Source organism: Enterococcus sp. DIV0800, assembly GCF_050559735.1.
GTDB lineage: Bacteria > Bacillota > Bacilli > Lactobacillales > Enterococcaceae > Enterococcus_A > Enterococcus_A devriesei.
Map to the genome: position 1 here is coordinate 994,852 of NZ_CP187898.1, position 25,634 is coordinate 1,020,485.

General features: G+C 40.7%; 29 protein-coding genes and 1 riboswitch. Of the genes, 26 read left to right on the plus strand and 3 right to left on the minus strand.

What is annotated here, in order from left to right:
* Positions 1-23 precede the first annotated feature (23 nt).
* Positions 24-142: riboswitch (FMN riboswitch) on the plus strand.
* A gap of 118 nt (positions 143-260) precedes the next feature.
* Positions 261-854, plus strand: coding sequence for an ECF transporter S component (locus IGI54_RS04760; RefSeq protein ID WP_071861175.1), 594 nt, complete (start codon positions 261-263; stop codon positions 852-854).
* 108 nt (positions 855-962) lie between these two features.
* On the opposite strand, the gene IGI54_RS04765 is transcribed toward IGI54_RS04760, so the two are convergent.
* Positions 963-1,175 (minus strand): ferredoxin, encoded by a 213-nt coding sequence (locus tag IGI54_RS04765; RefSeq protein WP_216428810.1) that lies wholly within the window; start codon positions 1,173-1,175, stop codon positions 963-965.
* Between the two features lie 30 nt (positions 1,176-1,205).
* Between IGI54_RS04765 and IGI54_RS04770 the strand changes: the two genes are divergently transcribed.
* From IGI54_RS04770 to IGI54_RS04825, 12 genes are all read left to right on the plus strand, one after another.
* Positions 1,206-2,189: a helix-turn-helix domain-containing protein gene (locus IGI54_RS04770; protein ID WP_430621301.1), complete on the plus strand. Its 984-nt coding sequence runs from the start codon at positions 1,206-1,208 to the stop codon at positions 2,187-2,189.
* Entirely contained in the window at positions 2,176-3,570 is a 1,395-nt protein-coding gene (locus IGI54_RS04775) for a RecQ family ATP-dependent DNA helicase (RefSeq protein WP_430621302.1), read from the plus strand. Before IGI54_RS04770 ends, IGI54_RS04775 begins: the two co-directional genes overlap by 14 nt.
* 68 nt (positions 3,571-3,638) lie before the next feature.
* The gene (locus IGI54_RS04780) at positions 3,639-4,310 is read left to right on the plus strand and encodes a LysM peptidoglycan-binding domain-containing protein (RefSeq protein ID WP_430621303.1); all 672 of its coding nucleotides are present in this window, start codon (positions 3,639-3,641) and stop codon (positions 4,308-4,310) included.
* A gap of 82 nt (positions 4,311-4,392) precedes the next feature.
* Positions 4,393-5,064: a (d)CMP kinase gene (cmk, locus tag IGI54_RS04785; RefSeq protein WP_216428817.1), complete on the plus strand. Its 672-nt coding sequence runs from the start codon at positions 4,393-4,395 to the stop codon at positions 5,062-5,064.
* 146 nt (positions 5,065-5,210) lie between these two features.
* A complete protein-coding gene (gene rpsA, locus IGI54_RS04790) occupies positions 5,211-6,434 on the plus strand; it encodes a 30S ribosomal protein S1 (protein WP_071861181.1) in 1,224 nt (407 codons plus the stop codon).
* Between the two features lie 387 nt (positions 6,435-6,821).
* The gene (der, locus tag IGI54_RS04795; protein WP_071861182.1) at positions 6,822-8,132 is read left to right on the plus strand and encodes a ribosome biogenesis GTPase Der; all 1,311 of its coding nucleotides are present in this window, start codon (positions 6,822-6,824) and stop codon (positions 8,130-8,132) included.
* Positions 8,133-8,361: 229 nt separating this feature from the next.
* Positions 8,362-8,637, plus strand: a complete 276-nt coding sequence (locus IGI54_RS04800) for an HU family DNA-binding protein (protein WP_010739427.1) — start codon at positions 8,362-8,364, stop codon at positions 8,635-8,637.
* A gap of 288 nt (positions 8,638-8,925) precedes the next feature.
* Positions 8,926-9,651, plus strand: a complete 726-nt coding sequence (locus IGI54_RS04805) for a hypothetical protein (RefSeq protein WP_430621304.1) — start codon at positions 8,926-8,928, stop codon at positions 9,649-9,651.
* A 126-nt stretch (positions 9,652-9,777) separates the two neighbouring features.
* On the plus strand, positions 9,778-10,830 hold the full coding sequence (locus IGI54_RS04810) for a hypothetical protein (protein WP_216428821.1): 1,053 nt from the start codon (positions 9,778-9,780) through the stop codon (positions 10,828-10,830).
* Entirely contained in the window at positions 10,831-12,078 is a 1,248-nt protein-coding gene (locus tag IGI54_RS04815) for a tetratricopeptide repeat protein (RefSeq protein WP_430621305.1), read from the plus strand. It abuts the gene before it with no gap.
* A gap of 12 nt (positions 12,079-12,090) precedes the next feature.
* Positions 12,091-12,636, plus strand: coding sequence for a YpiB family protein (locus IGI54_RS04820; protein WP_313630189.1), 546 nt, complete (start codon positions 12,091-12,093; stop codon positions 12,634-12,636).
* A gap of 201 nt (positions 12,637-12,837) precedes the next feature.
* Positions 12,838-13,461: a DUF3862 domain-containing protein gene (locus tag IGI54_RS04825; RefSeq protein ID WP_430621306.1), complete on the plus strand. Its 624-nt coding sequence runs from the start codon at positions 12,838-12,840 to the stop codon at positions 13,459-13,461.
* A 46-nt stretch (positions 13,462-13,507) separates the two neighbouring features.
* Here the strand turns inward: IGI54_RS04825 and IGI54_RS04830 are convergent, their stop codons facing one another.
* A complete protein-coding gene (locus IGI54_RS04830) occupies positions 13,508-14,398 on the minus strand; it encodes a YitT family protein (protein ID WP_084133222.1) in 891 nt (296 codons plus the stop codon).
* A gap of 113 nt (positions 14,399-14,511) precedes the next feature.
* Here IGI54_RS04830 and IGI54_RS04835 point away from each other — a divergent pair, with 113 nt between their 5' ends.
* The 13 genes from IGI54_RS04835 to lepB all read left to right on the plus strand — a co-directional run bounded on the left by IGI54_RS04835 (position 14,512) and on the right by lepB (position 25,137).
* Positions 14,512-14,862 carry a nucleotide pyrophosphohydrolase gene (locus IGI54_RS04835; protein ID WP_216428825.1) on the plus strand — a complete coding sequence of 117 codons (351 nt, stop codon included), beginning with the start codon at positions 14,512-14,514 and terminating at the stop codon, positions 14,860-14,862.
* A complete protein-coding gene (locus IGI54_RS04840; protein ID WP_430621307.1) occupies positions 14,859-16,076 on the plus strand; it encodes a CCA tRNA nucleotidyltransferase in 1,218 nt (405 codons plus the stop codon). Before IGI54_RS04835 ends, IGI54_RS04840 begins: the two co-directional genes overlap by 4 nt.
* Positions 16,073-16,435 (plus strand): thioesterase family protein, encoded by a 363-nt coding sequence (locus IGI54_RS04845; RefSeq protein WP_430621308.1) that lies wholly within the window; start codon positions 16,073-16,075, stop codon positions 16,433-16,435. Before IGI54_RS04840 ends, IGI54_RS04845 begins: the two co-directional genes overlap by 4 nt.
* Before the next feature lie 71 nt (positions 16,436-16,506).
* Positions 16,507-16,959, plus strand: coding sequence for a hypothetical protein (locus IGI54_RS04850; RefSeq protein ID WP_430621309.1), 453 nt, complete (start codon positions 16,507-16,509; stop codon positions 16,957-16,959).
* Positions 16,960-17,154: 195 nt separating this feature from the next.
* Positions 17,155-17,736, plus strand: coding sequence for a MarR family winged helix-turn-helix transcriptional regulator (locus tag IGI54_RS04855; protein ID WP_430621310.1), 582 nt, complete (start codon positions 17,155-17,157; stop codon positions 17,734-17,736).
* Positions 17,737-17,850: 114 nt separating this feature from the next.
* The gene (locus tag IGI54_RS04860) at positions 17,851-19,731 is read left to right on the plus strand and encodes an ABC-F family ATP-binding cassette domain-containing protein (RefSeq protein ID WP_430621311.1); all 1,881 of its coding nucleotides are present in this window, start codon (positions 17,851-17,853) and stop codon (positions 19,729-19,731) included.
* 37 nt (positions 19,732-19,768) lie between these two features.
* A complete protein-coding gene (locus IGI54_RS04865) occupies positions 19,769-20,263 on the plus strand; it encodes a dihydrofolate reductase (RefSeq protein WP_430621312.1) in 495 nt (164 codons plus the stop codon).
* A 111-nt stretch (positions 20,264-20,374) separates the two neighbouring features.
* A complete protein-coding gene (locus IGI54_RS04870) occupies positions 20,375-21,214 on the plus strand; it encodes a DegV family protein (protein ID WP_071861194.1) in 840 nt (279 codons plus the stop codon).
* A 50-nt stretch (positions 21,215-21,264) separates the two neighbouring features.
* Positions 21,265-22,125 (plus strand): SGNH/GDSL hydrolase family protein, encoded by an 861-nt coding sequence (locus IGI54_RS04875; protein ID WP_216428833.1) that lies wholly within the window; start codon positions 21,265-21,267, stop codon positions 22,123-22,125.
* Positions 22,125-22,775 (plus strand): YpmS family protein, encoded by a 651-nt coding sequence (locus IGI54_RS04880; RefSeq protein ID WP_211272366.1) that lies wholly within the window; start codon positions 22,125-22,127, stop codon positions 22,773-22,775. The genes IGI54_RS04875 and IGI54_RS04880 overlap by 1 nt, the downstream gene beginning before the upstream one ends.
* A gap of 43 nt (positions 22,776-22,818) precedes the next feature.
* A complete protein-coding gene (locus IGI54_RS04885) occupies positions 22,819-23,040 on the plus strand; it encodes a YozE family protein (RefSeq protein WP_071861197.1) in 222 nt (73 codons plus the stop codon).
* A gap of 52 nt (positions 23,041-23,092) precedes the next feature.
* A complete protein-coding gene (locus IGI54_RS04890) occupies positions 23,093-24,541 on the plus strand; it encodes a S41 family peptidase (RefSeq protein ID WP_430621313.1) in 1,449 nt (482 codons plus the stop codon).
* A gap of 47 nt (positions 24,542-24,588) precedes the next feature.
* On the plus strand, positions 24,589-25,137 hold the full coding sequence (gene lepB, locus IGI54_RS04895; protein ID WP_216428838.1) for a signal peptidase I: 549 nt from the start codon (positions 24,589-24,591) through the stop codon (positions 25,135-25,137).
* Between the two features lie 133 nt (positions 25,138-25,270).
* Here lepB and IGI54_RS04900 read toward each other — a convergent pair whose 3' ends face one another.
* Positions 25,271-25,561, minus strand: coding sequence for a DUF1905 domain-containing protein (locus tag IGI54_RS04900; RefSeq protein WP_430621314.1), 291 nt, complete (start codon positions 25,559-25,561; stop codon positions 25,271-25,273).
* Between the last annotated feature and the right edge of the window lie 73 nt (positions 25,562-25,634).

A 25,634-nucleotide genomic window follows, 5' to 3' on the forward strand; every position in this document is an offset into this window, starting at 1 on the left:
CATTACAATAAAAATAATTTAAGGTTCGTCTTCAGGGGCAGGGTGAAAATCCCGACCGGCGGTGATAGTCCGCGAACTGCGCAAGCAGCCGATTCGGTGTAATTCCGATACCGACAGTAGAGTCTGGATAAAGAAGATAGAGCTTATTTGAGTGAGTCTGTATTCAAGTAACTCTATGCTTTTTCTGAAGCATAGAGTTTTTTTGTGTGAAGATTGCTTAAATAGTTCGTTGAAGATGATTCCGAAACGGAGGAATTCAAATGAAGAACTTAAAGTTACAAAAAATGACGGCAGTCGCGGTGGCAGCAGCAATGGGATTGATTTTACAATTTATCGCTTTTCCAATCGTTCCCATGTTTCCATTTTTAAAGCTCGATTTTAGCGACATTCCAGTATTGATTAACATGTTTATCTTTGGTCCGGTGACAGGAATTGCGACGGCGTTTATTCGTTCGTTACTGCATCTGACGATGACTGGCTTTTCTTTCGATAATATGATCGGCGATTTTGCTAGCTTTTTCGCCACTTCATTATACACGCTGCCAATCTTCTTACTGTTTAGAAAGAAGACGGCTTCGAAACGGGTCGTGGGTCTAGGATTAGGGATTTTAGCTATGACGCTCTTTATGAGTGTGGCGAACTATTTCGTGATTACGCCACTTTACTTAAAAGCATTTGGCCTTTCAGCCGGACAAATGCTAGGTATGGGCTTAGGACGATATATTTTGGTTGGAATCGTGCCATTCAATATTGTCAAAGGACTCGTTGTCAGCGGTGTATTCCTAGTGTTGCATGCTAAGCTACTTCCGTGGTTATCGAAAAAAACGTTGACCTCACAGCACCATTCAGTTTAAAAGAAAGAAATCTCAGACAAATTGTCTGAGATTTTTTTTCGTCTAAGGTAAATGGACAAATTTTGTAAAAAAATAGTCCATTTACGAAGCCGTGCTTAAAATATGTTATTATGAATTCTGATATAAAATCGCATGGGATGGACAGCGTTTTGCGGCCTGAATGACAGCGTCTTGCTGTTTGGCGGGGATAAATTCGTGAGTGGCTTCCTTTTCTCCGACAAATAACACCAATCCATCATCTGTATAATCAAAAATTTCTGGCGCAATCGTTTGGCATAAGCCGCAGGCAATACAGCGCTCAGGAATGATTTCGCATTTCATTTTTTCACCTTCCACAGGAGAATTATTCTTATGACTTTGTTTATTTTAACGTTATTTCAGACTGGCTACAAGTTAAGAATCTCTACTTTATACCATTTATTAGTAGGAAAACGAACTAGTTCAGTTTTGCTTCATGGATTTTTTTTCGATAATTTAGCCTATTTAGGTTCTTTTCCGCAATTCAAGGAAGAAGACTTTCAAAAGGAACTGCAGCAATTAATGAATCAGCAACTGATCACCGTGGATGACGGCTATGGTCGGCTAACTGAAGCAGGAAAGCAGCATTTGGCTAAAGGGTCAATGGATCTAAGCGGTTTAAACAATCTACGTTATGGTCGGATGCGAGACAATGTTTGGCAGCTGATTTTATTTGCTGTGCAAGTAACGAGCCATTGGTCTTTTGGTGAAAAAGAGTATTTGCCAATCGAGAATCGCCCCTATTATTTACAGCAATTAAAAAAATGGTTAAGCACCTCTGATGCTGGACTGGTGGAAAGGGTTCGACAGGAACTTATGGAGACCTTGCAACAACTGCCGACGGAAAACGCTAATTTCTTAGCCAATCAATTTTCCGGACATCAGTTTCAAGGAAAGGCGGCCTTTCAACTGCTTGCAGACCAGACTGAGCCGTGGCGTTTGTTGTATACTCAGCGTTCTATTGATCTCTTTTTAGCAAAGCTCGATCAGGGAGAGCTGAGCCGCTTGATCGCAGCGTTAGATCAACAAAACATCAATCAAAGTATGCTGAAGACACGGGAGTTTTTTCTAGCCGGAAAAAGCTTACCGGAAATCTTAGATTTGCGCCACTTGAAGCAAGGCACGATCAATGATCATTTTATTGAATGGGCACTACTAGACCCAACGTTTCCTTTTGAGGAATTTGAGCTGTTGGATTTTGCAGCGCTAGAGAAAGAACAGGTGATTGACGCCTATTATCGGGACTACGACTTGTCTTATTTGAATTTCCGTCTCTCACAAATTCATTTTTTAAGGAGTAACCATGGAACTGACTAAATTACTAAAAGACAAATTTAATTACGATCAGTTTCGACCAGGGCAAAGAGAAATTATTGAAACACTGTTAAGCGGTGAATCAGTTTTAGGAATGTTGCCGACAGGAACAGGTAAATCGCTGTGTTATCAGCTCCCTGGTTATTTGCTGGATGGTACGGTAGTAGTTATTTCTCCTTTGATTTCCTTGATGGAGGACCAAGTGACGCAACTACAGCGCCTTGGTGAAAAGCGGGCAGTCGCCTTGAACAGCTTGCTTTCAACTTGGGAGCAACAATGGGTGTTAAGCCGGTTGCATCAGTATAAATTTATTTTTATGAGTCCGGAAATGTTTTTGAACCCGAATGTCCAACAGACCTTGCAACAGGCTCGACTGGCCTTGATCGTCGTGGATGAAGCCCATTGCATCTCGCAGTGGGGGATCGATTTTCGACCAGAATATTTGAAGCTGGCGGATGGGATCACCTTTATCGGTGGGTCATTGGTATTAGCGTTAACGGCGACAGCGACTCACGAGGTGCGAAAAGATATTCAGCGTTTGCTATTTCCAACGAAGCAAGCGGCTGAATTCATTTATTCAGTGGACCGACCGAATATTCGTTTTTTTGTCTATCAAACGGAAAAATTCAAAAAGCTACAGGAGCTAATCACCAATTTATCGGGCTCAGGGATCATTTACTGTGCGACGCGGAAAAAAGTAGAGGAGCTGTATCAAGCCTTTAAGGGACAGCAGGCGATTGCTTATTACCATGGTGGTCTGACTGGACAAGAGCGGCGAATGCTGCAGCAACAGTTTTTAGCGGGAGAGCTACGGATTCTAATTGCAACCAATGCCTTTGGAATGGGGATCAACAAAGACAATATTCGCTTCGTGATCCATTATGATCTACCGGATTCGCCAGAGAATTATTTACAAGAAGTCGGTCGGGCTGGCCGAGATGGCGGACCAAGCCAGGCGATTTTGCTATATGAGGATGGGGATGAATACATTCATCATTTTTTGCAAGAGCAGACCAACCAATCGAAAAAACTGTTTGAGATTAAACAAAAAATCGATGATCTGGTCCTCGAAGACCCGTTGATCAAAAAATGGGAGCAGTTTTTCCCTAATGAAGAGCAGGAATTAATGGGCTTGTTGAATCAGCGGGGTCTGACGAAAAGGCTCCAACTACAAAAAATGCTGGATTATATCGCGACGACCGACTGTCGCCGTGAATTTTTGGTGGCTTATTTTGATGAAACACTAAAGCAAAAAAATCCTGCTTGCTGTGACAATGATGGTGCGGTTCTTACATTTAACAAAGTGAAACCCGACAATAGTGGGGGACGACTTGAGTGGCAGGAGATAATTCAAAAAATTTATAAAATTAGTACGAAAAATTAAAAATTGCCGCAAATTTTTTTTGTGCTATGATATAATACATGACGATAGCATTTAGGAGGTTAGAGAAATTGAGTAGAAAAGATCGCTATAATGATACGAACAACGAACCGTGGGATCAACATATTTATGAATCTGATGGTGAAGAAGAATATTCACGCAGCCAATCTCGTCGTAGCAGCGGTGGAGGTAATAACGGTGGCGGGAATACGAAATTCTTAACGATTCTAGTCGCGTTATTGTTAGCCCTTATTTTGATTCCGGCTGGCGCCTATTTCTGGATCACTCGTGATAACGACAAGCCAGCAGCCTCTCCAGAGAGTACAACGCAAGTGTCAAAAGTTTCTTCAACTGAAAAATCAAGCGCCACAGAGAGCAGTACAGAAGAAAGCACTGCTTCAAGCGATTCAGCAGCACAACAAGCGGCTGACCAGCAAGCAGCTGTTCAACAAGCAGCGCAACAACAAGCGGCAGAACAACAAGCAGCATCGCAATCTCAAGCAGCAGCCGAAGCAGCAGCTTCTCAATCCGCGGCAGCAGCACAACAAACAACGCCATCTTCAACTGTTGATCAAGGTCAAGGTCAAACTGCTACAGTACAACAAGGTGATGGACTAAAACAAGTTGCGGACCGCAATGGAGTTTCAGTTGAAAGATTAGCTGAATTAAATGGAAGAACGTTATTACCAAATGGTAGCTTCGATCCTCCAATTAATCCTGGTGATCAATTAAGAATAAACTAGGTTTTCATACTAGATAATACAAAAGAATCAATTCGCCGTAGTCCTTTGTGATTACGGCTTATTTATTGAAAAGAGGCAGAATATGGAAAATATTTCAATTGCAATCGACGGGCCGGCATCATCAGGGAAAAGTACAGTAGCCAAGCTGTTAGCCAGTGACTTCAATTTTATTTATGTCGATACCGGCGCAATGTATCGGGCGGTCACTTTTTTAGCGATCAAACATCAAGTGGCGTTCTCAGACGAAACGGCTTTAGCTGAACTGACAAAGAAATATCCTATCACTTTCAAACAATCAGGACACGGCCAATTGGTTTTCGTTAATGATGAAGAAGTGACTGAAGCGATTCGTCAACCGGATGTCACAGCGGCAGTTTCCGAAGTGTCCGCTCATGGAATGGTTCGAGAAGAATTAGTCGAAGCGCAACGTCAGCTAGCCCAAACCGGCGGAATCGTCATGGATGGACGTGATATCGGTACAACAGTCTTACCACAAGCTGAAGTAAAAATCTTTTTAGTTGCTAGTGTAGAAGAACGAGCACAGCGTCGCTATAAAGAAAATCAAGCAAAAGGCATTCAGATGGATTTCGAAACAATTAAAGAAGCAATCGCAAAACGCGATTACTTAGATTCACATCGTGAAGTTTCGCCCTTGATCCAAGCACAGGATGCGGAATTAGTTGATACGACCGGCATGTCGATCGAACAGGTAGTGACGAAGATTAAAGGCATCATCCAAGCAAAAGGTTTTTAATTTACTGAGAATGTTGTAAAATAAAGCGTAATTCTACTAATTTTTTCGAAAAAAAGAAGAAATCGCTTTATTTTTCATCTGGATTATTCTAAAATAGATATTGTAGTGTATTTTACGCAGAATTGTTGGTAAGGAGGACAAACGACATGACAGATTTAGAACAAAATTCAATGGACAACGAAAATGTTTCCATGGAAGCAGCAATGGAAAGTGTGCATGAAGTTCAAGTTGGCGATATTGTTAAAGGTGAGGTGCTTGCCTTAGAAGATAAACAAGTAATCGTTGGTATTGAAGGTGCGGGAGTAGAAGGTGTAGTTCCGGCCAAAGAACTTTCAACATTGCCTGTTGAAGATATCAATGATGAAGTCAAGGTTGGCGATATTCTTGATTTAGTCGTTATCTCTTCTATCGGAAAAGACAAAGAAAATGGGAGCTACCTTCTTTCTAAACGTCGCCTAGATGCGAAAAAAGTTTGGGAAGATATCGAGCAAGAATTCCAAGACGGAAAAATTATCGAAGCGCCTGTAACAAGCAGCGTGAAAGGCGGTCTTGTTGTTGATGTAGGCGTTCGTGGTTTTGTTCCAGCATCAATGATCGATGATCATTTCGTTGATGATTTTTCAGTCTACACGGGAAAAACATTGAAATTTAAAATTATCGAAATCGAACCATCTGAGAATCGTTTGATCCTATCTCATAAAGCAGTGGTAGAAGCTGAAAAAGCTGAGAAGAAAAAAGAAATCTTAGCAGACCTATATGAAGGTCAAGTTATCAAAGGTCAAGTTGCCCGTTTGACTGACTTTGGTGCCTTCATTGATCTTGGTGGAATCGATGGCTTAGTTCACGTATCAGAGATTTCTCACAGCCACGTAGCAAAACCAGCAGATGTCTTGAGCGTCGGCGATGAAGTCGAAGTCCAAGTCTTGTCGGTTGATCCTGAAAAAGAACGGATCTCCTTGTCGATCAAAGCCAATTTACCTGGACCTTGGACCGATATCGAAGAAAAAGCTGCACCAGGTTCTGTTCTTGAAGGAACAGTGAAACGGTTGACGAGCTTTGGTGCTTTTGTTGAAATTTTCCCAGGGGTTGAAGGCTTAGTCCACATTTCTCAAATTTCACATAAACATATTGCGACTCCTCATGAAGTATTACATGAAGGGGATCAAGTCCAAGTGAAAGTCTTGGAAGTTCATCCTGAAGATCATCGCGTTGCTCTTTCTATCAAAGCTTTGGAAGAAAAACCAGAAGAAGCCAAAGAAGAGCCAGCTGAAGAAGAACATTATGAAATGCCAGAAGAAAATACTGGCTTCACAATGGGTGATATTTTAGGCGATGCGTTGAAAAACGACGACTCAGAAGAACAAGAGTAAGTAACGAAAGATTGAAGACGTGCCGTGTGCACGTCTTTTTTTATTTTTAAGAAAATATGAATGAAAAAACACTCCTTCCCTTGCAAGAAGGTCTTTTCTTAGTTAAACTAAGGAGAATTTGAAAAAAGAGAGTCAGCTGCTAATTTTGCTCCTTATTTTTTATGGGAGAGCTAAAGGATAGGTAATGGAAGCGAAGAATAGATTTTGTGGAAATTTATGCCAATCATTTGATATTACACTAATTTTTAAAGTATGTTTTGCTAACGGAACGCCAAGTGTTGAAGCTTGGTGAATAGCTATACTAAAATAAGTAGTTACTATGAGCCTCTAGCTCATTTTTTTTGAACGAATCAGTTATTAGATTAATAGGAACGAGGGAATCAAATTATGTCAAATCCTACAATTGCCATCGTTGGCCGTCCGAATGTCGGCAAATCAACGCTGTTTAATCGAATTGCCGGTGAACGCATTTCAATTGTTGAAGATACTCCCGGTGTTACCCGTGACCGGATCTATGCCAAAGGTGAATGGTTAGACCATGAATTTTCGATCATTGATACTGGCGGGATCGATATCGGTGACGAACCATTCATGGAACAAATCAAGCAACAAGCGCAAATCGCGATTGATGAAGCTGATGTCATTTTACTAGTCGCTAGTGGCAAAGAAGGCGTGACTGACGCAGACGAAGCGGTTGCGAAAATTTTATACCGTAGTAAAAAGCCAGTGATCCTGATGGTTAATAAAGTAGATAACCCGGAAATGCGAAATGAAATTTATGAATTTTATTCATTAGGCTTAGGAGAACCTTATCCCGTTTCAGGCAGTCATGGTCTTGGTCTAGGAGATGTTCTAGATGAAGCCGTGAAACATTTTCCAGCCGAAAACGAGGAAGAAGAAGACGAGTCGATCAAATTTAGTTTGATTGGACGTCCAAATGTTGGGAAATCTTCTTTGATCAATGCAATCCTAGGTGAAGATCGAGTGATCGTTTCTGATATCGAAGGAACGACCCGTGATGCGATCGATACGAAATTCGTCGGTGAAAACGGACAAGAATTTACAATGATCGACACTGCCGGCATGCGTAAACGCGGGAAGGTCTATGAAAATACCGAGAAGTATTCCGTCATGCGGGCGATGCGGGCCATTGATCGCTCCGATGTTGTACTTGTTGTTCTGAATGGGGAGGAGGGAATTCGTGAGCAGGACAAACGAATTGCCGGATACGCCCATGAAGCAGGACGTGGTGTGATCATCGTCGTTAATAAATGGGATCTAGTCAAAAAAGATACTAATACGATGAAGAAATTTGAAGAAGAGATTCGGGATGAGTTTGCTTATTTAGACTATGCACCAATCGTATTTGTTTCTGCGATGACGAAGCAACGGTTAAATAAAATCCCGTTAATGATTGAAGAAGTCAGCATGAATCAAAACTTGCGTATACCATCTTCTGTTCTGAATGACATTATTATGGATGCCGTGGCGATTAATCCGACTCCGACAGATAAAGGCAAACGCTTGAAGATTTTCTATGCGACGCAAGTTGCAGTTAAGCCGCCGACTTTTGTGGTTTTCGTAAATGAAGAAGAATTGATGCATTTTTCTTACGCGCGCTTCTTAGAGAACCAAATTCGCAAGGCCTTTGAGTTTCAGGGAACACCGATTAAAATAATCCCTCGACGGAGAAAATAAGGCATTTTATCATACTTTTATTTTTGTGACAATCATTTTTCTTAAATGCTAAAACAACAATGAATTTTATGTCATTAATAGCTAAAAACCTTGCTATCACAAGGTTCATATGCTATCGTTATAACAGAATATTGACCAAATCAATATTTTAAAGCTGATGGTTGGACCACTCAATTATCAGTCGATGTTTTAAACATCATTACTCATTTCTCAGGAGGTGAATTCATTCATGGCAAACAAAGCAGAATTGATCGAAAAAGTTGCAGCAGCTACTGACTTAACTAAGAAAGACGCTACCGCTGCTGTCGATGCTGTATTTTCAACGATCCAAGGCGCATTAGCTGACGGTGAAAAAGTTCAGTTGATCGGCTTCGGTAACTTTGAAGTACGTGAACGTGCGGCCCGTAAAGGACGTAACCCACAAACTGGTGAAGAAATCGAAATTCCAGCAAGCAAAGTACCTGCATTCAAACCAGGTAAAGCGCTAAAAGACGCAGTTAAATAATTGCAGCGACAAACCCGTTGGGGCTCTAGGGCTCTGACGGGTTTTGTTTTGTCTTGAAAGGTAAAAAAAGCTGAAAAGAGACTAAATAGCGACTGGCTTTTGCAGATTGTTCTTCTTCCAAATGCTGTGACTCCACTTTGTTATCACTGTAGTATTTGTTCAAATATGTAGTAATCCATTAATTATTGCTTATTTCTATATAAGTGGGTTATTTAATAAGGTTTTTAACTTATATTTTATTTTACGAAAAGTTCTACATAGGATAAAATTGAATTAGGAGAAAAAGTAGTGAAAGAAGGGGAAGCGATGTCGGAGGAGCGACTATTTTATGTTGAACGAAATGATTCTTGGCATTCATATGAATTTTTAGCAAGAAGACAGCATGATCCTAAGTGGCGTCAAGCCTTTATAGAGGCGGATGCTTTATTAGAACGAGAAGAAAAGAAGAAAAAGCGCCGTAATTTTATTATATTGTTGGTCTCCGTTCCGGTAGTGGTACTTGGAATGTTAGTGGGTTTATATTTTTATGGCTCTGCTGGGGAAGAAGCAATTCCTCAACGGGCGCTATCGTTGACGGAAGCGACCTCTTCTACCTCAACCGCTTCCGTGGAACCAACCGAAACACAAGATACCTCAAGTGTTGGAGAGGTGTTAGTAACGCCGTGGGGGGAGCATGTCACAGTGCTGCGAGTTTTATCAAACGGGCAGCGGGTAATCCAGGAAGCTCCTTCACCTTCAGATTTGAATAATGATGGGGTGCTGACATACGAGGAATTATCGCGCGTAGAAGAAGAGGCGAATCAGCAATACCAACAGCCGGTGACACAACAAGGCCAACCCAATCAACAGCAAACACCGCAACAGACCGTGCCGAGTCAAAGTCAACAGCAGCCAAATTCACAACCTGCTTCTAGTCAGCCGGGGGTTCAACCGGAAAGCCAGCCACAACAGAATCCGTCGCAAAATCAACAACCGGAAACAAGTACGCCGCAAGGCTCGACGGCAATTCAATAAATTGCTAAGTTTGAAGGTTTTGGGGATTTTTGAATCAGTAAAAAAATAAAACTTCATGTGCCTTTCGCAGATTTGTTGCGAGAGGTTTTTTTGTAGTATAAAATGAAAATAAGCGAGGTGTTGGAAATGGAAGTACGCTATCGAAATAGTAAATTTGAGACGCCGGTTACTTATGGTGAGACAGTGGCCTCCATGATGCGAAAGAAGGACTTGACCAACAAACAGATCCTTTTTTGTGGCAACCAGCGGTATTATGATTTATTTGCGGAGAAGCTGCGCCAATTTATTCCTAAAACCAGTGATCATGAGTGGTACATTACACCGAACAATCGGTACTGTAACACGATGAAGAATTTTCAAGAATTGACTCGCTTTTTAGAACGCTTCCGTGGGTCAAAGCAGGCGATTTTCTTTGGAATCGGAAATGAAGGGGTAATGGAGCTGTTAGGCTTCACGCAGCATGTTACGCCAATCGAAGCGGAGCTATGCCTGCTACCGGTCTCCTTACGTTCCTTTGCCCAGAGTTTATCTTTTGTGGATCAAATCGTTTCTGATAAGACTATGATGACAGTAATGGAAATCACCGAAGCACCTCACAGTATTTTATTTGACCATACGTTGGCGGACCAGCAAACGACCGGTAAAATGGTAGATCTATTGACTTTGATCCGTTGCGGGATCGTTTGCGATTATTCCTTTTTACAAAGCCTATACCTGAACTTTCCGACAAGAGACGAGTTGCTGCAGCAATCTTTTGCCGCCTTTAGTGAGACTTTGTTGAATTATTATGGTACTCATAGTGAACAATTGCGTAATTTTGGCAAAACCTTTGAGCGGGCCTTTTTTCAAACAGAAAACGGCTCCTTATTGTCTAATAGTATGAAGACGATGTTTGGATTACTCTTTGAATTGGCGTGGAATGTTGTTGCAGGTAATGTTCATTTCAATTTTAAAAATTTTATGATATGGTTGGTGCGATTAGGATTTCCAATCATTGTGCCAGCGGGAATCTCGTTGGCTGATTATGGTCAGCAGATTATTGTATTAGCCGAGGAGCAACCTTTGTTAGGATTGAATCAAATCGGCGAAGTCGGGACTGAAAAAATCCCGACACAAAGGGAATTGCTTCAGACCTTCGAAGTGTATCAAAAAATCGTCACAGAGATCAGGGGAGAATAGATGGCAAGTTATAGCGAAAAAATGCTAGCGGCATTAAGAGAAGAAGAATTATCCGAAGCGAATTTAATGTTTGAAGAAGCATTAAAAAAAGATTCACCAGAATTATTGGCTAGTTTAGCGGAGGAACTACAAAGCTTAGGTTTTTTGGGCGAGACACAACGGATTTTAGAGAAATTATTGGCGGACTTTCCTGAGGAGGATATGTTTTATCTTTCATTGGCAGAAATCGCGATTGAAGAAGACGATATTGATAAGGCCTTTGAATATTTAGAACAGATCCAGCCAGATAGCGAAAATTATTTAGAGAGCTTATTAGTGACTGCCGATCTTTATCAAGTACTGGGGATTCCAGAAGTTAGTGAAGCGAAACTATTGCAAGCTAAAACATTAGCGCCAGAAGAACCATTGATTACTTTTGCTTTAGCTGAATTGCATTTTTCTACTAATCAATTAGGCGAGGCCATTAATGATTATGGACAACTGCAAAAGCAAGGAATCGATGAAATCGCTAATATTTCGCTTGATGAACGAATCGGATCAGCCTACAGTATGATGGGAGGCTTTGAAGAAGCGATTCCATTTCTAGAACGAGCCTTAGAGAAGGAGCACACCTCCGATCGTTTATTCCAGCTAGGCTTCACTTATTATCAGCTCCATGATCATCAAAAAGCCATCAATTATTTGCAAGAATTAGAAACCCTTGATCCGCAATATCAAAGTGTTTATTATTACTTGACAGACAGTTTGAAGGAAGAAGAATTATTAGAAGAAGCCTTGACTGTCGCTGAAAAAGGCATCAAAGAAAATCCTTATCAAGTCGAACTGTTACATTTAGCTTCCGAGATCGCCTATCGTTTACGAGATAGTAAAAAGGCGGAGGAATTATTACAGCAAGCACTTGAAACAGGTGAGAAGACTGATGAAACGTTGCTAACGTTAAGTAATCTCTATTTGAATGAAGAACAGCCTGATAAGGCGATCGAAATGATCAGTCAAATGGATGAAGAAGACAATCCTTATGCTGCTTGGAATTTAGCGCAAGCCTATAATGAATTAGAAGATTTTGAGGCGGCAGGTACGTACTACAAGCAAGCTTATGAAGATTTGGCTCATGAGCCAGATTTCTTAAAAGCTTATGGTCTCTTTTTACGAGAAGACGGTCAAATAGAGTTGGCTCGTAAAGTGTTAACAAGTTACCTACAATTAGAGCCTGGAGATTTAGAGGTGCAGTCCTTATTAGAAGAGTAGAGAGGTGAGAAGATGATCAATGTAGCTGAAAAACGTGAATTTCTTGTTTGGTTGATCAACAATGTGTCTTTTCAACGACGAGAAGTGATTTGGATTTTGAACTACTTAATTAATCACGAAGCCATTTTGCGGAATGTGCATATCGTTGAAGGCGCCTTGAATACAAAACGCGGCATCGTTTTTCGCGATATCACTCAACGTGAAGATCCCATGGTGCTTACGGTAGAGGGTCAGCAGTTTACGAACAGTGATCAAATTTTTCATGAGATTCGCCTGCATTGGCAGCAGCCTTTGTACTTAGAGTGTGTCTTCCCCAACTCTTGGCAAAATGCCCAATATTTATCGGTCTTGGAGGATAATCCCGAAAATTCTTGGAACGATACTGTTAGTGAAGAGATCGTCTTAGAGGTGGAGAATTATTTGAAGCATCAAGAGAAAGAAGCGCAGGCGGACTTGTTGAAGAAACAAATTGATCTTGCGTTGGAGGATGGCGATAAGGAGTCGTTCCTCATCTTGTCTGATGAATTGAATCGATTGAAATTAACTTTACATGAATAATGAATGATTTTAGCAAGCAGTCGGAAATCCTGCTTGCTATTTTTATGGGAATATCGTGAAAATATAAAAAGAATTCACTTAATCGCTGGGATATGATACGATTTAGTTAATAGTAAGTCCTAAATATAATTTCTATTCTATTATTTGTGAAACAGGTAATTAGTATCGCCGAGGAAGAATAGAAAGAAACGGAGGGTTTTAATGAAAAAATATTTTTTATTGACTGTCTTGGCAGTGGTGACGATGGGTCTCTTTGGTGGTTGTTCAAACAACGATGACACGAGTGATAGTTCAGCTAGCCAATCTTCATCGTCCAGTGAAATGAAAGCGGATAATGCGGATCAAGTCATGCAGGATTTTGATTCAATTACACTAGGTGACGCGGAAAACAAAGGCGAAGGCGGAACAGCAAAAAAAGAAGTTGAGCAGTTTTTTGGAAAAGTCAGCGAAGAAGATAAGGGCAAGGCCAAAGAAATCACGACAGATGTGATCACTTGGGACAAGCCTGCTGGAGCAAAATCGATTGTCATCTCCTTTATTGATGACAAAGTAGTTGGAAAATCGATCGATGGGTTAGAAACAGCCGACGAAAAAGAACTATCTAAGGCCCAATTTGACGACCTAAAAACCGATGGCTCGTACACCAAAGAAATGGCACTGGAACAGCTTGGTAAACCGGAGGGCATAGGTGCTAACAGAGACTCTGATGGAATGGTGGAAATTTATAACTGGAACAATGTGACGGATGAAAATAAAAAAGTAATTACGACAATTGAATTTGTTGATGGGAATGCTAAGACAAAAAATCAAACAGACAGAGAATAAATAAAAAAGGACTTCCGCGATAAGTGGAAGTCCTCTTTTTGATATGTTAAGTAGTTCGTTTCAAGGTGAAGCGGCGCCGTTGCGGCCTTAAATAAGTGAAGCCTTCTCCTTCAACATCATGAACATTGCTGATTAAGATAAAAGCTTTTTCATCCACGGAGTGAACTATTTTTTTAACCTCGTTAATCTCTTGCTGTGAAACTACGATATAGACGATCCGTTTCATTTCAGAAGAAAAGCCGCCTTCGCCATGCAGGTAGGTTACACCGCGTTCCAGATGGCCCATTAGTAATTCAGCGACCACGTTACTTTCATTGGTGATAATCATGACACCCTTGGCTGCATATCCGCCGGAAGAAAGAATGTCTACGACGCGACTGAATACGAAGGAAACAATCAAGGTGTACATCATGCGTTTCAAATCTAGATAAGTCAATGAGCAGATCAAAACAATAATATCAAAAACTAATAAGGATTTTCCCATCGTCAGACCGAATTTCTGTTCCAAGATGCGGGCGATCACGTCTGCTCCACCAGTTGTTCCACCGTAGCGATAAACTAATCCGCTGCCAAAACCGGCGAACAAACCAGCTAAAATCGAGACGATAAACAGGTCGTGGTCTAAATTAATTGTGAATGGTACACGCTGCCAGATCCATAAGAAGACGGATAAACAAACCGTGCCTAGAATGGTGTAATAAAAAGAACGTTTTCCCAAAATTCTCCCACCGATTAAAATCAAAGGTATATTAATAATTAGTGTTGTATACGCAGGGTCGATCCCAAACAAGGCGCGAATGATCAAGGTGATACCGGTAACGCCACCTTCTGCTAAATGGTTGGCAATATTCAAGTAAACCAATCCAAAGGCATATATAGCTGTACCCACCACAATAAATAAAATTTCCTTAATCCGTGTAGTCATAGTCGTTTCCATACGACACCCCCTCAAATTTTGTCCTCATCCAACATAGCACGAAATATAGATTGTTACAACAACATGATAGGAAAGAAAACTGTTTTTTGATAAGATAGGTTTGAGGTGGTTTGATGAATCAAAAGACAATGAAAATCATGCAACAAGAAGTTGATGATTATATCCAACAGTTTAAGACAGGTTATTTTTCCCCATTAGGTCAAATGGCTCGCTTAACCGAAGAAGTCGGAGAGCTGGCTCGTGAGATCAATCATTATTACGGTGAGAAAAGCAAAAAAGCATCAGAGCAACCAAAGACCGTTGAAGAAGAATTAGGTGATGTTTTATTCGTCACGATTATTATGGCTAACTCTTTAGGGATTGATTTAACGGAAGCCTTTGATCGTAATATGCATAAATTTAATCAGCGGGATCGTTACCGCTTTGAACGAAAAGATGGTCAGACGGAAGGTGACGCAGAATGAGACTAGAAGCCTTGCCATTAGAATTTCAAGGGGCGATGCCGATTTTACGGAAATTACAAAATGCCGGTTATGAAGCCTATTATGTCGGAGGAAGCGTTCGCGACATTTTACTGAACAAACCAATCCACGATGTCGACATCGCCACCAGTGCTTTTCCGGCTGAGGTCAAGGAATTATTTCACCGAACGATTGATGTCGGTATTGATCATGGCACCGTGATGGTTGTCACAAAGGAAGCCACATATGAAGTCACTACCTTCCGAACTGAATCAACGTATCAAGATTATCGTCGACCAGATCATGTTGAGTTTGTTCGTTCACTAAAGGAAGACTTGAAACGCCGGGATTTTACAATCAATGCGTTGGCGGTGGGAATCGATGGCAATGTGATTGATTTATTTGACGGCTTAAGTGATTTGCGAAATAAGGTCTTGCGGGCAGTGGGAAATCCTTATGAACGTTTTCATGAAGATGCGCTACGAATGATGCGAGCGTTACGCTTTGTCAGTCATTTAGGCTTTACGTTGGAACCAGAAACTTTCGAAGCGATTCAAGAATACCATTCATTGTTGGCGAAGATTTCAGTGGAACGAATCAACGTGGAGTTCGTTAAGTTGATGATGGGTTCGTTTCGGGAAGCCGGTCTGCGCTCCTTTGTGGAATCTGAGTGTTATATTTATTGTCCGGGATTACGAGAACATGGTGATGCATTACTGAATTTCGCTGAGTTGCGGGGGCCAGCAATTCCAACTGAACGCCAAGCCTGGACCTTGTTAATGACGATGCTAAATTTTGGTGAAGAAGAGATCCGGCAGTTTATGAAGGAGTGGAAATGTTCCAATCAGTTGATTCGTGAAGTTAGCCAGATGGTTCCAGCACTTCATTACCGACTAATCCATGAGTGGGACAATTGGTCCTTGTATCAGCTTGGCCGAGAATTGGCTTTGTCGGTGGAGTATTTATTGTATTATTTTCAGCGGGAACCGAATTTAGCGAAGGTCCGCTTACTGTATCAATATTTACCGATCTTTTCCTTGAAGGACCTTGCATTAAAAGGGAACGATCTCATGAGTAACTTTGATTATCCTCGCGGACCGTGGATCAGTACGACCTTGAAAACGCTAGAACAAGAAGTAGTTGAAGGCCATTTAAATAATGAAAAAACAGTGCTTTTGGCCTATGCGACAGATTTTTTGAAAAGGAGAATGATATGAAGACACTGACCAAAAAATATCAAGTGGCAAAGAATCAGACGGCACGTTCAATGGGCTCTGGTGATTTAGAAGTCTTAGCGACACCTGCGTTAGTTGCCATGATGGAAAATTGTGCAAAAAGTTTAGTGGCTGATGGGCTTTCAGTAGGAAAAACAACGGTCGGTTTCAAGCTTGATTTGAAACATCTTGCGCCAAGCGCCATTGGAGCTGAAATCAAGGTTGAAGCCGAGCTTACTGATGTTGACGGTCAGAAGCTGTCTTTTTCGATCAAAGCTTATGATCAAGCGACTTTAATTGGGAGGGCCAGTCATCAACGAGTGACTGTCGAAACGGCAGATTTTTTGGAAAAATTGAAGTAGAAGCACAACATGTGACCGTTTACTCAAGGTGTGCTAAACTAATTCTAGATTAGTAGTGAGGAGAATGTAGAATGGCAAGAGAAATGACAGCTTTAAAGTTCTATTTCCGTAATGGGGAAACTTGGACGATCGATCGTCGATATATTGGTGATTTGTGGATCAAGCAAATTACGACAAGTTTTGGAAGAATTCACGGTAGTGAGTTTGTTGAAATCCATCCATGTGCGGGCTTCAAGATCGAAATTTATCAAGAAGGCGACCATGTTCAAACTTCAGACATCAATTTAGGTGGTTTAGAAATGGGGATGTTTGAACGTGCCCGTAAATTCGAAGACATCGAACGGATGGAAATCATTTACCGTGCAGGGCATCCAGATTCCGTTTACTTCCCTTATAAAGACAAAGACACTGAAGGGTTAGACAACGTATATCAATCAACGAAAGTCTCTGAAAAGACCAAGAACCTTTACATCGTGATTGATCCAACCAAGACGGTTGATGAAGTCTATGGCGAATCATTCTAATAGCACGAAGACAAGTATTCGTTTGAATACTTGTCTTTTTTTTAAGTAATTATTAAGGTACCGTAATAAAAGCAACAATACTCTTGCTAATTTAAGAAGGTACCTGTATTATATATGTATGTAAGGTACCTTTCTAAATGCTTTGCTTCCAATTTTTATTGGAAAACGATTATTTTTAAAGAGGAGAGAGCTATTATGGAAAACCAAATGAATGAACAATTTATGAAATTACAACATGACTTGCATCGCTACTTGCGCAGTCGTGCAGCTAAAAACCATACGATGGGGCCTCATCGCGGTCAAGGACGCATTTTAGCTTTGTTGAAACTAAATCCTGAAATCAGCCAAAAAGAATTAACCTTTGTCTTAGATATGCGTCCACAATCAGTGGGTGAACTACTACAAAAATTAGAAGACAAAGAATGGATCACTCGTGAAGCTTCCGAAGCAGATCGTCGTGTAATGATCGTTCGATTAACCGAATTAGGCAAGGCGGAAGCCGAAAAAATTTCTGAGCGTCCCGGTTTTGGTGAGGAATTATTCGCCGACTTTACCGACGAAGAGAAAGCTGAATGGTCCCGGTTAGTAGATAAATTGTCGAACACACTAAAAAGTCATTTTTCAGAGGAAGAATCCGAAGAAACCTTTGGTGGCGGACGTGATTTTGATGATCCGAGATTCTCTCATAGAGGGGGTCATCATGGGTTTGGCGGTCCACATGGTCATGGAGCAAGAAATGCTCATCATTTTTCTGAATTTGATGGCTTTAACTGGTAATCAAAATTCGTATAATGAATGATCACTTCATTCTAATGAAGTCGTAGAGGAAAAATTTCCTTTACGGCTTTTTTTTGTTACAATAACGAAGAGAAATTTTGAGGATGGTTCAAAATGAAAGAATTGAAAGTAACAGAATTATTTAAAACCTTTGGTGATAAAACTTTATTTGATCGGATCACTTTTTTGATTCATGAAAAGGATCGGATTGGCTTGATCGGTGTTAATGGTACCGGAAAATCCAGCTTGCTAGCGATCTTAGCTGGGCGTGACAGTGGGGACGGCGATATTTCAGCCATTGAAAAAGCCAGTGATTATCGGATCGGCTATTTAGCGCAGGATCAACAATTTCTTGCTGAGACAATGGTTCTAGACGCAGTTTTCCAAGGTAATAATCCCTTGATGCAGACCGTACGAGCGTATGAAAAGGCTTTGCTACAATTAGCCGAGAATAACAGTGCTGCTGCCCAACGTCATTTTACTCTGGCGGAAGAAGCGATGAACAAACAAGATGCCTGGACGGCTGATAGTGAAGCAAAAGCGATTTTAAATAAACTAGGCATCGAAACCTTGGATCAACAGATTGGTCAACTATCTGGTGGTCAGATCAAGCGCGTGGCTTTGGCGCAAGTACTGATTGATTCGCCAGATTTATTATTGTTGGATGAACCTACCAACCATTTAGATTATGATGCGATTCAATGGTTGGAAAATTATTTGAAACATTATCAAGGCTCATTATTAATGGTGACTCATGATCGGTACTTTTTAGATCGTGTAACCAATCGCATTTTTGAGCTGTCATTTGGGCAGTTGTATGAGTACCACGGCAATTATGAAGCCTACCTCGTTGAAAAGGCCGAACGTGATCGGGTTGCGGTCGAACAAGAAGGCAAACGCAAGCAATTATATAAACAAGAGCTGGCTTGGATGCGAGCCGGAGCTCAGGCCCGCAGCACGAAACAACAGGCGCGGATCAATCGTTTTGAAGATTTGAAGGAAAACCTTCATCAAGTCCAAAATGATGGACAGATTGAAATGAACATCGCAACTACGCGGCTAGGGAAAAAAGTACTAGAAATGAAGGATGCTTCATTTACGATTGAATGCAAAAAAATCCTCAGCCATTTTGATTTATTGATCCAATCGAAAGAACGCTTAGGGATCACCGGAAAAAATGGGGCGGGAAAATCGACCTTGTTAAATTTATTAGCCGGGCGTTTAACCTTAGACAGCGGGGTGCTTGAAGTAGGTGAAACAGTTCGCTTGGCTTATTACACACAACAAAATGAAGCGCTAGACCCAGAAAAACGGATGATCGCTTATTTACAAGAAGCGGCAGAAGAAGTCAAACAACGCGATGGTTCACAAATTGGTGTCGCGGAACTATTGGAGCGTTTCTTATTTCCTCGTTTTATGCACGGAACAAAGATCGGCAAGCTGTCCGGTGGTGAGAAACGGCGACTTTATTTGTTGAAGCTATTGATTCAACAGCCGAATGTTTTACTATTGGATGAGCCAACAAATGACTTGGACACCGCTACCTTGACGATTTTAGAGGATTATCTGCAAGACTTTGCGGGTGCAGTGATCACCGTTTCTCATGATCGTTATTTCTTAGATAAAGTGGCTGAAAAGTTATTGATCTTCGAAGGAGAAGGTGCGATCGTCTCCTACTTTGGTTCAATTTTGGATTATTTGGCGCAGCAAACCCCGGTGAAAGAAGAGAAAGCGGTTAAAGTAAAGACACAGCCGCACTCACCAGAACGGAAGAAAAAACTTTCTTACAATGAACAAAAAGAATGGTCCACGATTGAAGAAGATATTGCCACCTTGGAAAGCAAGCTAGACGAGCTGACGGAAGCCATGAATCATCAAGGAGATGATTTTACTAAGCTGCAAACCTTGCAAAAAGAATTAGACGAGACAGAAGCAGCGTTGGAAGAAAAAATGACTCGTTGGGAATATTTAAGTGAAATTGTCGAAGGAAGCTGAGTGTCAGCTAAACGAACGAATATTTAGGAGGAGCAATATGCTGGTTGCGATTTGGGCACAAGATAAAAATGGGCTGATTGGAAAGAACAATCGGCTTCCGTGGCATTTGCCAAATGATTTGCGCTTTTTTAAAGAAACTACCTTAAATCACACGTTAGTGATGGGACGAAAAACGTTTGAAGGCATGGGTGGGCGTCCGTTACCGAATCGTCAAACGATCGTTTTGACTCGTGATCAAAGCTATCAAGCACCGAATGTGATCATCATGCATTCGCCAGCGGAAGTTTTGGCCTATGCTGAAAAAAATGCCGGGATTACTTTTATTGCTGGGGGCTCAGCGATCTATCAAGAATTTCTGCCTGATTGCCAAAAAATTTATCGGACAGTCATCGATGCTGACTTTGAAGGAGATGCCTATTTTCCAACCGTAGAGTGGGAACAATGGGAGTTAACCGAAAGTGTCGAAGGACAGCAGGATGAAAAAAATCCGTATCTTTATTGCTTTGAAACCTATCAAAGAATAACTTCTTAATCGCGCAGTTCTTTCAAGATTTATAAAGAAAATAGCGTGAACCATGATTTATTTCTTCAGGTTTGATATACTGAATCTAATTTGAAAACTGGTGTGGAAAGAAGGATCAGAATGCCAAATGTTAAAATTGTAACAGACTCTTCGTGTACGATTGAAAAATCAGTACGTGATGAATTAAATATCACGGTTATCCCGTTATCAGTGATGATCGACGATGTCGTTTATCCTGATGATGACGATTTGACTGGTGAAAAATTTATGGAAATGATGGCGAAGGCCAAAAATTTACCCAAAACAAGTCAGCCGCCGATCGGCTATTTTGCTGAACTTTATGATGAGCTTGGAAAGGATGGCAGTCCGATCGTTTCGATCCATATGTCTCATACTTTAAGCGGGACAGCTGAGGCCGCTCGTCAAGCAACTTTTTTAAGCAGCAGCGAGGTAACGGTCATTGATTGTGGATTTATCGATCAATCACAAGCCTTCCAAGTGATTGAGGCTGCAAAATTAGCGGAAGCTGGCGCAACGCTTGAAGAAGTTTTAGCCGGTGTGGAACGAGTGAAAAATCACAGTAAATTATTCATTGGTATCTCGTCACTTGATAATCTGGCCAAAGGCGGACGAATCAGTCGAGTTGCTGGCGTGATCTCAAGTGTATTGAATATGCGTGTAGTAATGGAGCTTGAAGATGGCGAATTATTACCGATTACGAAAGGTCGCGGAAAGAAAACCTTCAGTAAGTGGTTTGGCGCCTTTAAAGATGAATTAAGCAAAGTTAATGTTAAGCAGATCGGGATTTCTTATGCTGGCAAATTAGACTTTGTCGATGAAGCTAAGCAAGCGTTACAAGAAATGTTCCCAGATATGCATATCCCTGTTTTGCATACCAATCCGATCGTTGCAACCCATACCGGACCAGGGGCGTTTGCGATTATGTACTATACTGATTAGTTGTACCTGCCTCTAGCGATAGAGGCGTTTTTTTTAAAAGGAGCAGATAAATGAAACGATTTACGACAATATTAATTCCATTTGCAGCAGCAATAGTTACTTTGCTCCTGCTCTTTTTGACCATTCCTAAGGCGGAATCACGAATCCGCGTCAGCCGTGACGAAAGTCAAAATTATAAACAGTCTGTTCATTTAGTCGCGGTTGGGGATTCATTAACAGAAGGCGTCGGAGACGAAACGAAACGCGGCGGCTATGTGCCTCTGGTGGCGGATTCGCTCCAGCAAAACTATGAACTGTCTTCGGTGGAAAAAGATAATTATGGTGTTTCAGGTGAGCGCAGCGATCAAATTTTAAAGCGAGTAAAAAAGGATTCTGACTTGCGAAACAGTTTAGCAAGTGCTGATCTCATCACGATGACGGTTGGTGGAAATGATCTGTTCCAGGCCTTTCAAAAAAATCTCACCGCTAAAAACGCCAAGCAATTTGATCGTCCAATAAAAAAATATGGGGAATACGTCGAAGATATCTTAACAGAGATGCGTGAACTGAATCCAAAGGCGCCGATTTATGTGGTAGGTATTTATAATCCTTACTATTTAAACTTTCCGGATATTAAGGCGATGCAGACAGTGGTTGATAATTGGAACAAGGAGACGGAAAGTATCACAAAGAAAAATTCAAACAGCTTCTTTGTGCCAGTAAATGATTTGCTCTATAAAGGCATTGCCACAGAGAAAAGCAGTGAAACCACTGAAACTACCGACAGCTCCAGTTCTGAAGTGAAGAACAACGTCTTATACGATGAAGACAATTTCCATCCTAACAACTTGGGCTATCAGTTGATGGCGACTGCGATCCGTGAAAAAATCGTAGACACGAAAGATTTATGGTTACTAAAGGAGAACAATTAATGGAAGAAAATAAAGAAGAAAAGCAACCAGAGAAGCGCTCTACTGCCAAAGAAAAGATCAACGGCTGGAAGATCGCCTTTCTCGTATTGATCGGTATTCTATTAGGTGGGCTGATTTTTACCACAGTCCGGGTCTTTACTGCTCGAGAAACCAACCTTCCCCCTAGCAGTGAAACGACGGTGCCGAAAGGTTCGCCAGTTTTGACGATGAATACGAATAAAAAGAAATTAAATACCGTCATGGAATATTTTTTGAATGATCTACAAAAGGGCTCGGATGTAAAATATGAGTTTTACTTAGAAAATCAAGCAATGCTGAAGGGCGAATTCAAAATATTAGGAGCGAAAGTCGATTTTTATCTTTACTTTGATCCATATGTTATGGATAATGGCAATGTTCAGCTAAAAGCCCGGGATTTATCAATCGGCTCGTTGAATTTACCAGTGAGTCAAGTAATGGCCGCCATTAAACGAGGCTATAAAGTCCCTAAATGGGTAGAAATTGATTCAAAAGAGCAAACAATCGTCTTGAAATTAAACGAGTTCAAATTAAATAACGGAATGTTTATTAAGGCCAATCATATTGATCTGGTGGGTGATGACATTCAATTTAGTTTATACTTGCCAAAAGAAAAGAAAGCTGATGACTAGTTTTTTAAGAGTGGAAAGTCGAGAGTCATCAAGGTGAATAGCAGTGAGAAGAAGTTTTTATCATTATATTTTGACTCAACGAGGTCATAATTTACATGATCCAGTGGAGGTTTTTGCCAATGATGTTAGCAGAGATATCATGTTTCCAAAACACTCAGAGGATTATCACGAGGTCGCTGATTATTTGGAATTGAATGTAAATTATTTAGACTCAATGGATCTATTTGATCAAGTCTGGGAAAAGTATGTAGAAAACAACAAGTAATTAATAAGGAAAAGTTACTGAGGGCTTTTCCTTTTTTTTATAGCGTGCTATCATGAAAAAAAGGGTGAAAGGAAAATGCGCCTTGCAGAAAAGAACGTTGCCACTATCTATTTTTTTTATCGCGATTGCAGCGACTGCGATCATCACCGCAGTCGTCACTCACTTTGTTGAGCAAAAGCAAGCGTTAAATAATGAATCAGTTGTTAAAATAACAAGAAGTGATTTGGATGAAGTTCAAGATCTATATGATTTGATCGGCACGAATTATGTGGACAAAGTAAGCCAAGAAGAATTGATCCAAGGGGCATTAAAAGGGATGACTGATTCCTTAGACGATCCTGATTCTAAATTTTTAACGGCAAAAGAAACAAAAGAGTTAAATGCCGAAGTGGCTGGAACCTTTGAAGGAATCGGAGCTAATTTAGAACTAAAAAATCGACTGCCGATCATTGATCAAGTACCTTTGAAAAATTCGCCTGCTGAAAAAGCTAAATTGAAAGCTAAGGACATTATTTTAGAAGTTGACGGCAAATCTACGAAAGACAAATCATTGGATCAAGTTGCGAGTTTGATTCGAGGAGAAAAAGGCACTCAAGTAAAATTGTTGATTCAGCGTGGAACAGACAAATTTGAGGTGGGCTTAGAACGAGACGTCGTGCCTGAGGATACGGTGAAAGGAACAATCGACGAGAAAAATCCGACGATTGGCTCAATCCAGATTGATAATTTCCGGGAGACGACAGCGTTAGAATTTCGAACGATTATTGAGGAGCTAAGAAAACAAGGTGCGAAATCATTTGTGATTGATTTACGGCAAAACGCTGGCGGAGTATTAGCCGAGGCGGAGAGAGTCGCGAGTTACTTTTTACAAAATGGGGATACGATCGCACAGTTTTCAAACAATGACAAAGTCATATCGATTGATAAAGCCGGGAAAAAGATTGATCAAGGTTTTAAAGTGAAGGAATCAACGGTCTTTTTAGTTGATCAAGAAAGTTCTTTTGGTTCTGAATTGTTAGCTGCGGCTGTAAAGAATAAAAACTACCCAATCATAGGCGTTCATACCTTTGGTAAGGGAACAGTTCAAAGTGTTCATTCAATCGGAAAAGACAATTATGTTCAGCTGACGGTTATGAAGTGGTTTATGCCTGATGGCAAATCAGTTGAAGGCAAAGGGGTAACACCGACGATTGAAGCTGATTATCCTGAATATGGCAAGCTGCCGCCAATTTCGAAGCAATCTAACTGGCGCATCGGAGATTCTGGCGACCCCATTAAAAATATCAATACAATCTTAAAAGCATTAGGTTATCCGACGGACGGTTCTGTCTTTAACGAAGCAACCCGCGATGCGGTCACGAAGATTCAAAACGAGAATAATCTACCTGCAACTGGCGCTTTAGATGATAAAACGGTTGACGTTTTACAAGAAAAACTCTTCCGTTTAGTTAAAGCCAATGATGCGGCCTACACCAAAGCAATCGAAACATTGAAAAAATAAACAACAGAGATTTCTCTGTTGTTTTTGATGTACAAAGGAGGGACAGCGTGAAAAATATTTTAACAAAAAACCACTTTTTTTTAGGTCTGAAATATTTGCTGATCTCTCTTTTTGTCGGGGTCATCATTCGCGGGTTCTTATTGATCCCTGTGCCGGTGACTGGCAATTCAATGGATCAGACATTGCAACAAAAAGACATGGTTCTGATGGAAAAGTTCAGTAAAATCAAACGTTTTGATGTGATTGTGTTTCAACAACCCGATGGAACGATTTATATCAAACGAGTCATTGGGTTACCAGGCGATCAAATCCGCTATGAAAAGGATCAGCTGTATATCAATAATAAAAAAGTCGCAGAACCCTTTTTAACCAATAATCGCAGCCATGATCACCAAGTCTCACCCTATACCACAGACTTCCAACTGCAAGAATTGATTGGTGAGGAACGCCTGCCGAAAAATGATTATTTTGTGTTAGGGGACAACCGAAGGATCTCGAAAGATAGTCGCTCTTTTGGGACTGTCGCCAGCAAAGATATTTTAGGAAAAGCACGAGCGGTGTATTTTCCGTTAACACATATTAAAATGATTAATTAAATGAGGATGCAAAAAAGGATGCGGTGGAGAACACCCCATCCTTTTTTATTTCTAGTCGCCTTTAAACGAAAGTAAACATTTATTGTAGTTGATTTAAGAAAAGTATTTCAAAACGTGCAGTGTGGCGTTTCGATTATTCGCTCCTACGTTCAACGGTTACGGTCACTTTATCGCCGAAGGTTTTGTTAATTTTTTGACGGATAGCTTTTCGAATGCCTAGAATATAACAAGTATTTCCAGCCTGATCTTTAATTCCCATATTCACAATGCTACCTTCATAAACAATGCCATCAAACGTAGCTTGAACCTTCACTCGTCCAACACCGAATTCTTCTCTTATATCGTATGGGAATATGATGTAAGCACCGCCTTTACCGATTTCCGAAGGCATAATTTCAGCTTCAAACCTATATTTCTTTTCCATTTTTTCTCCTACTTAGTTAGTTTATATCCAGTTTTTATTTTATTATACAGCACCGCAAATATATTACATAAAG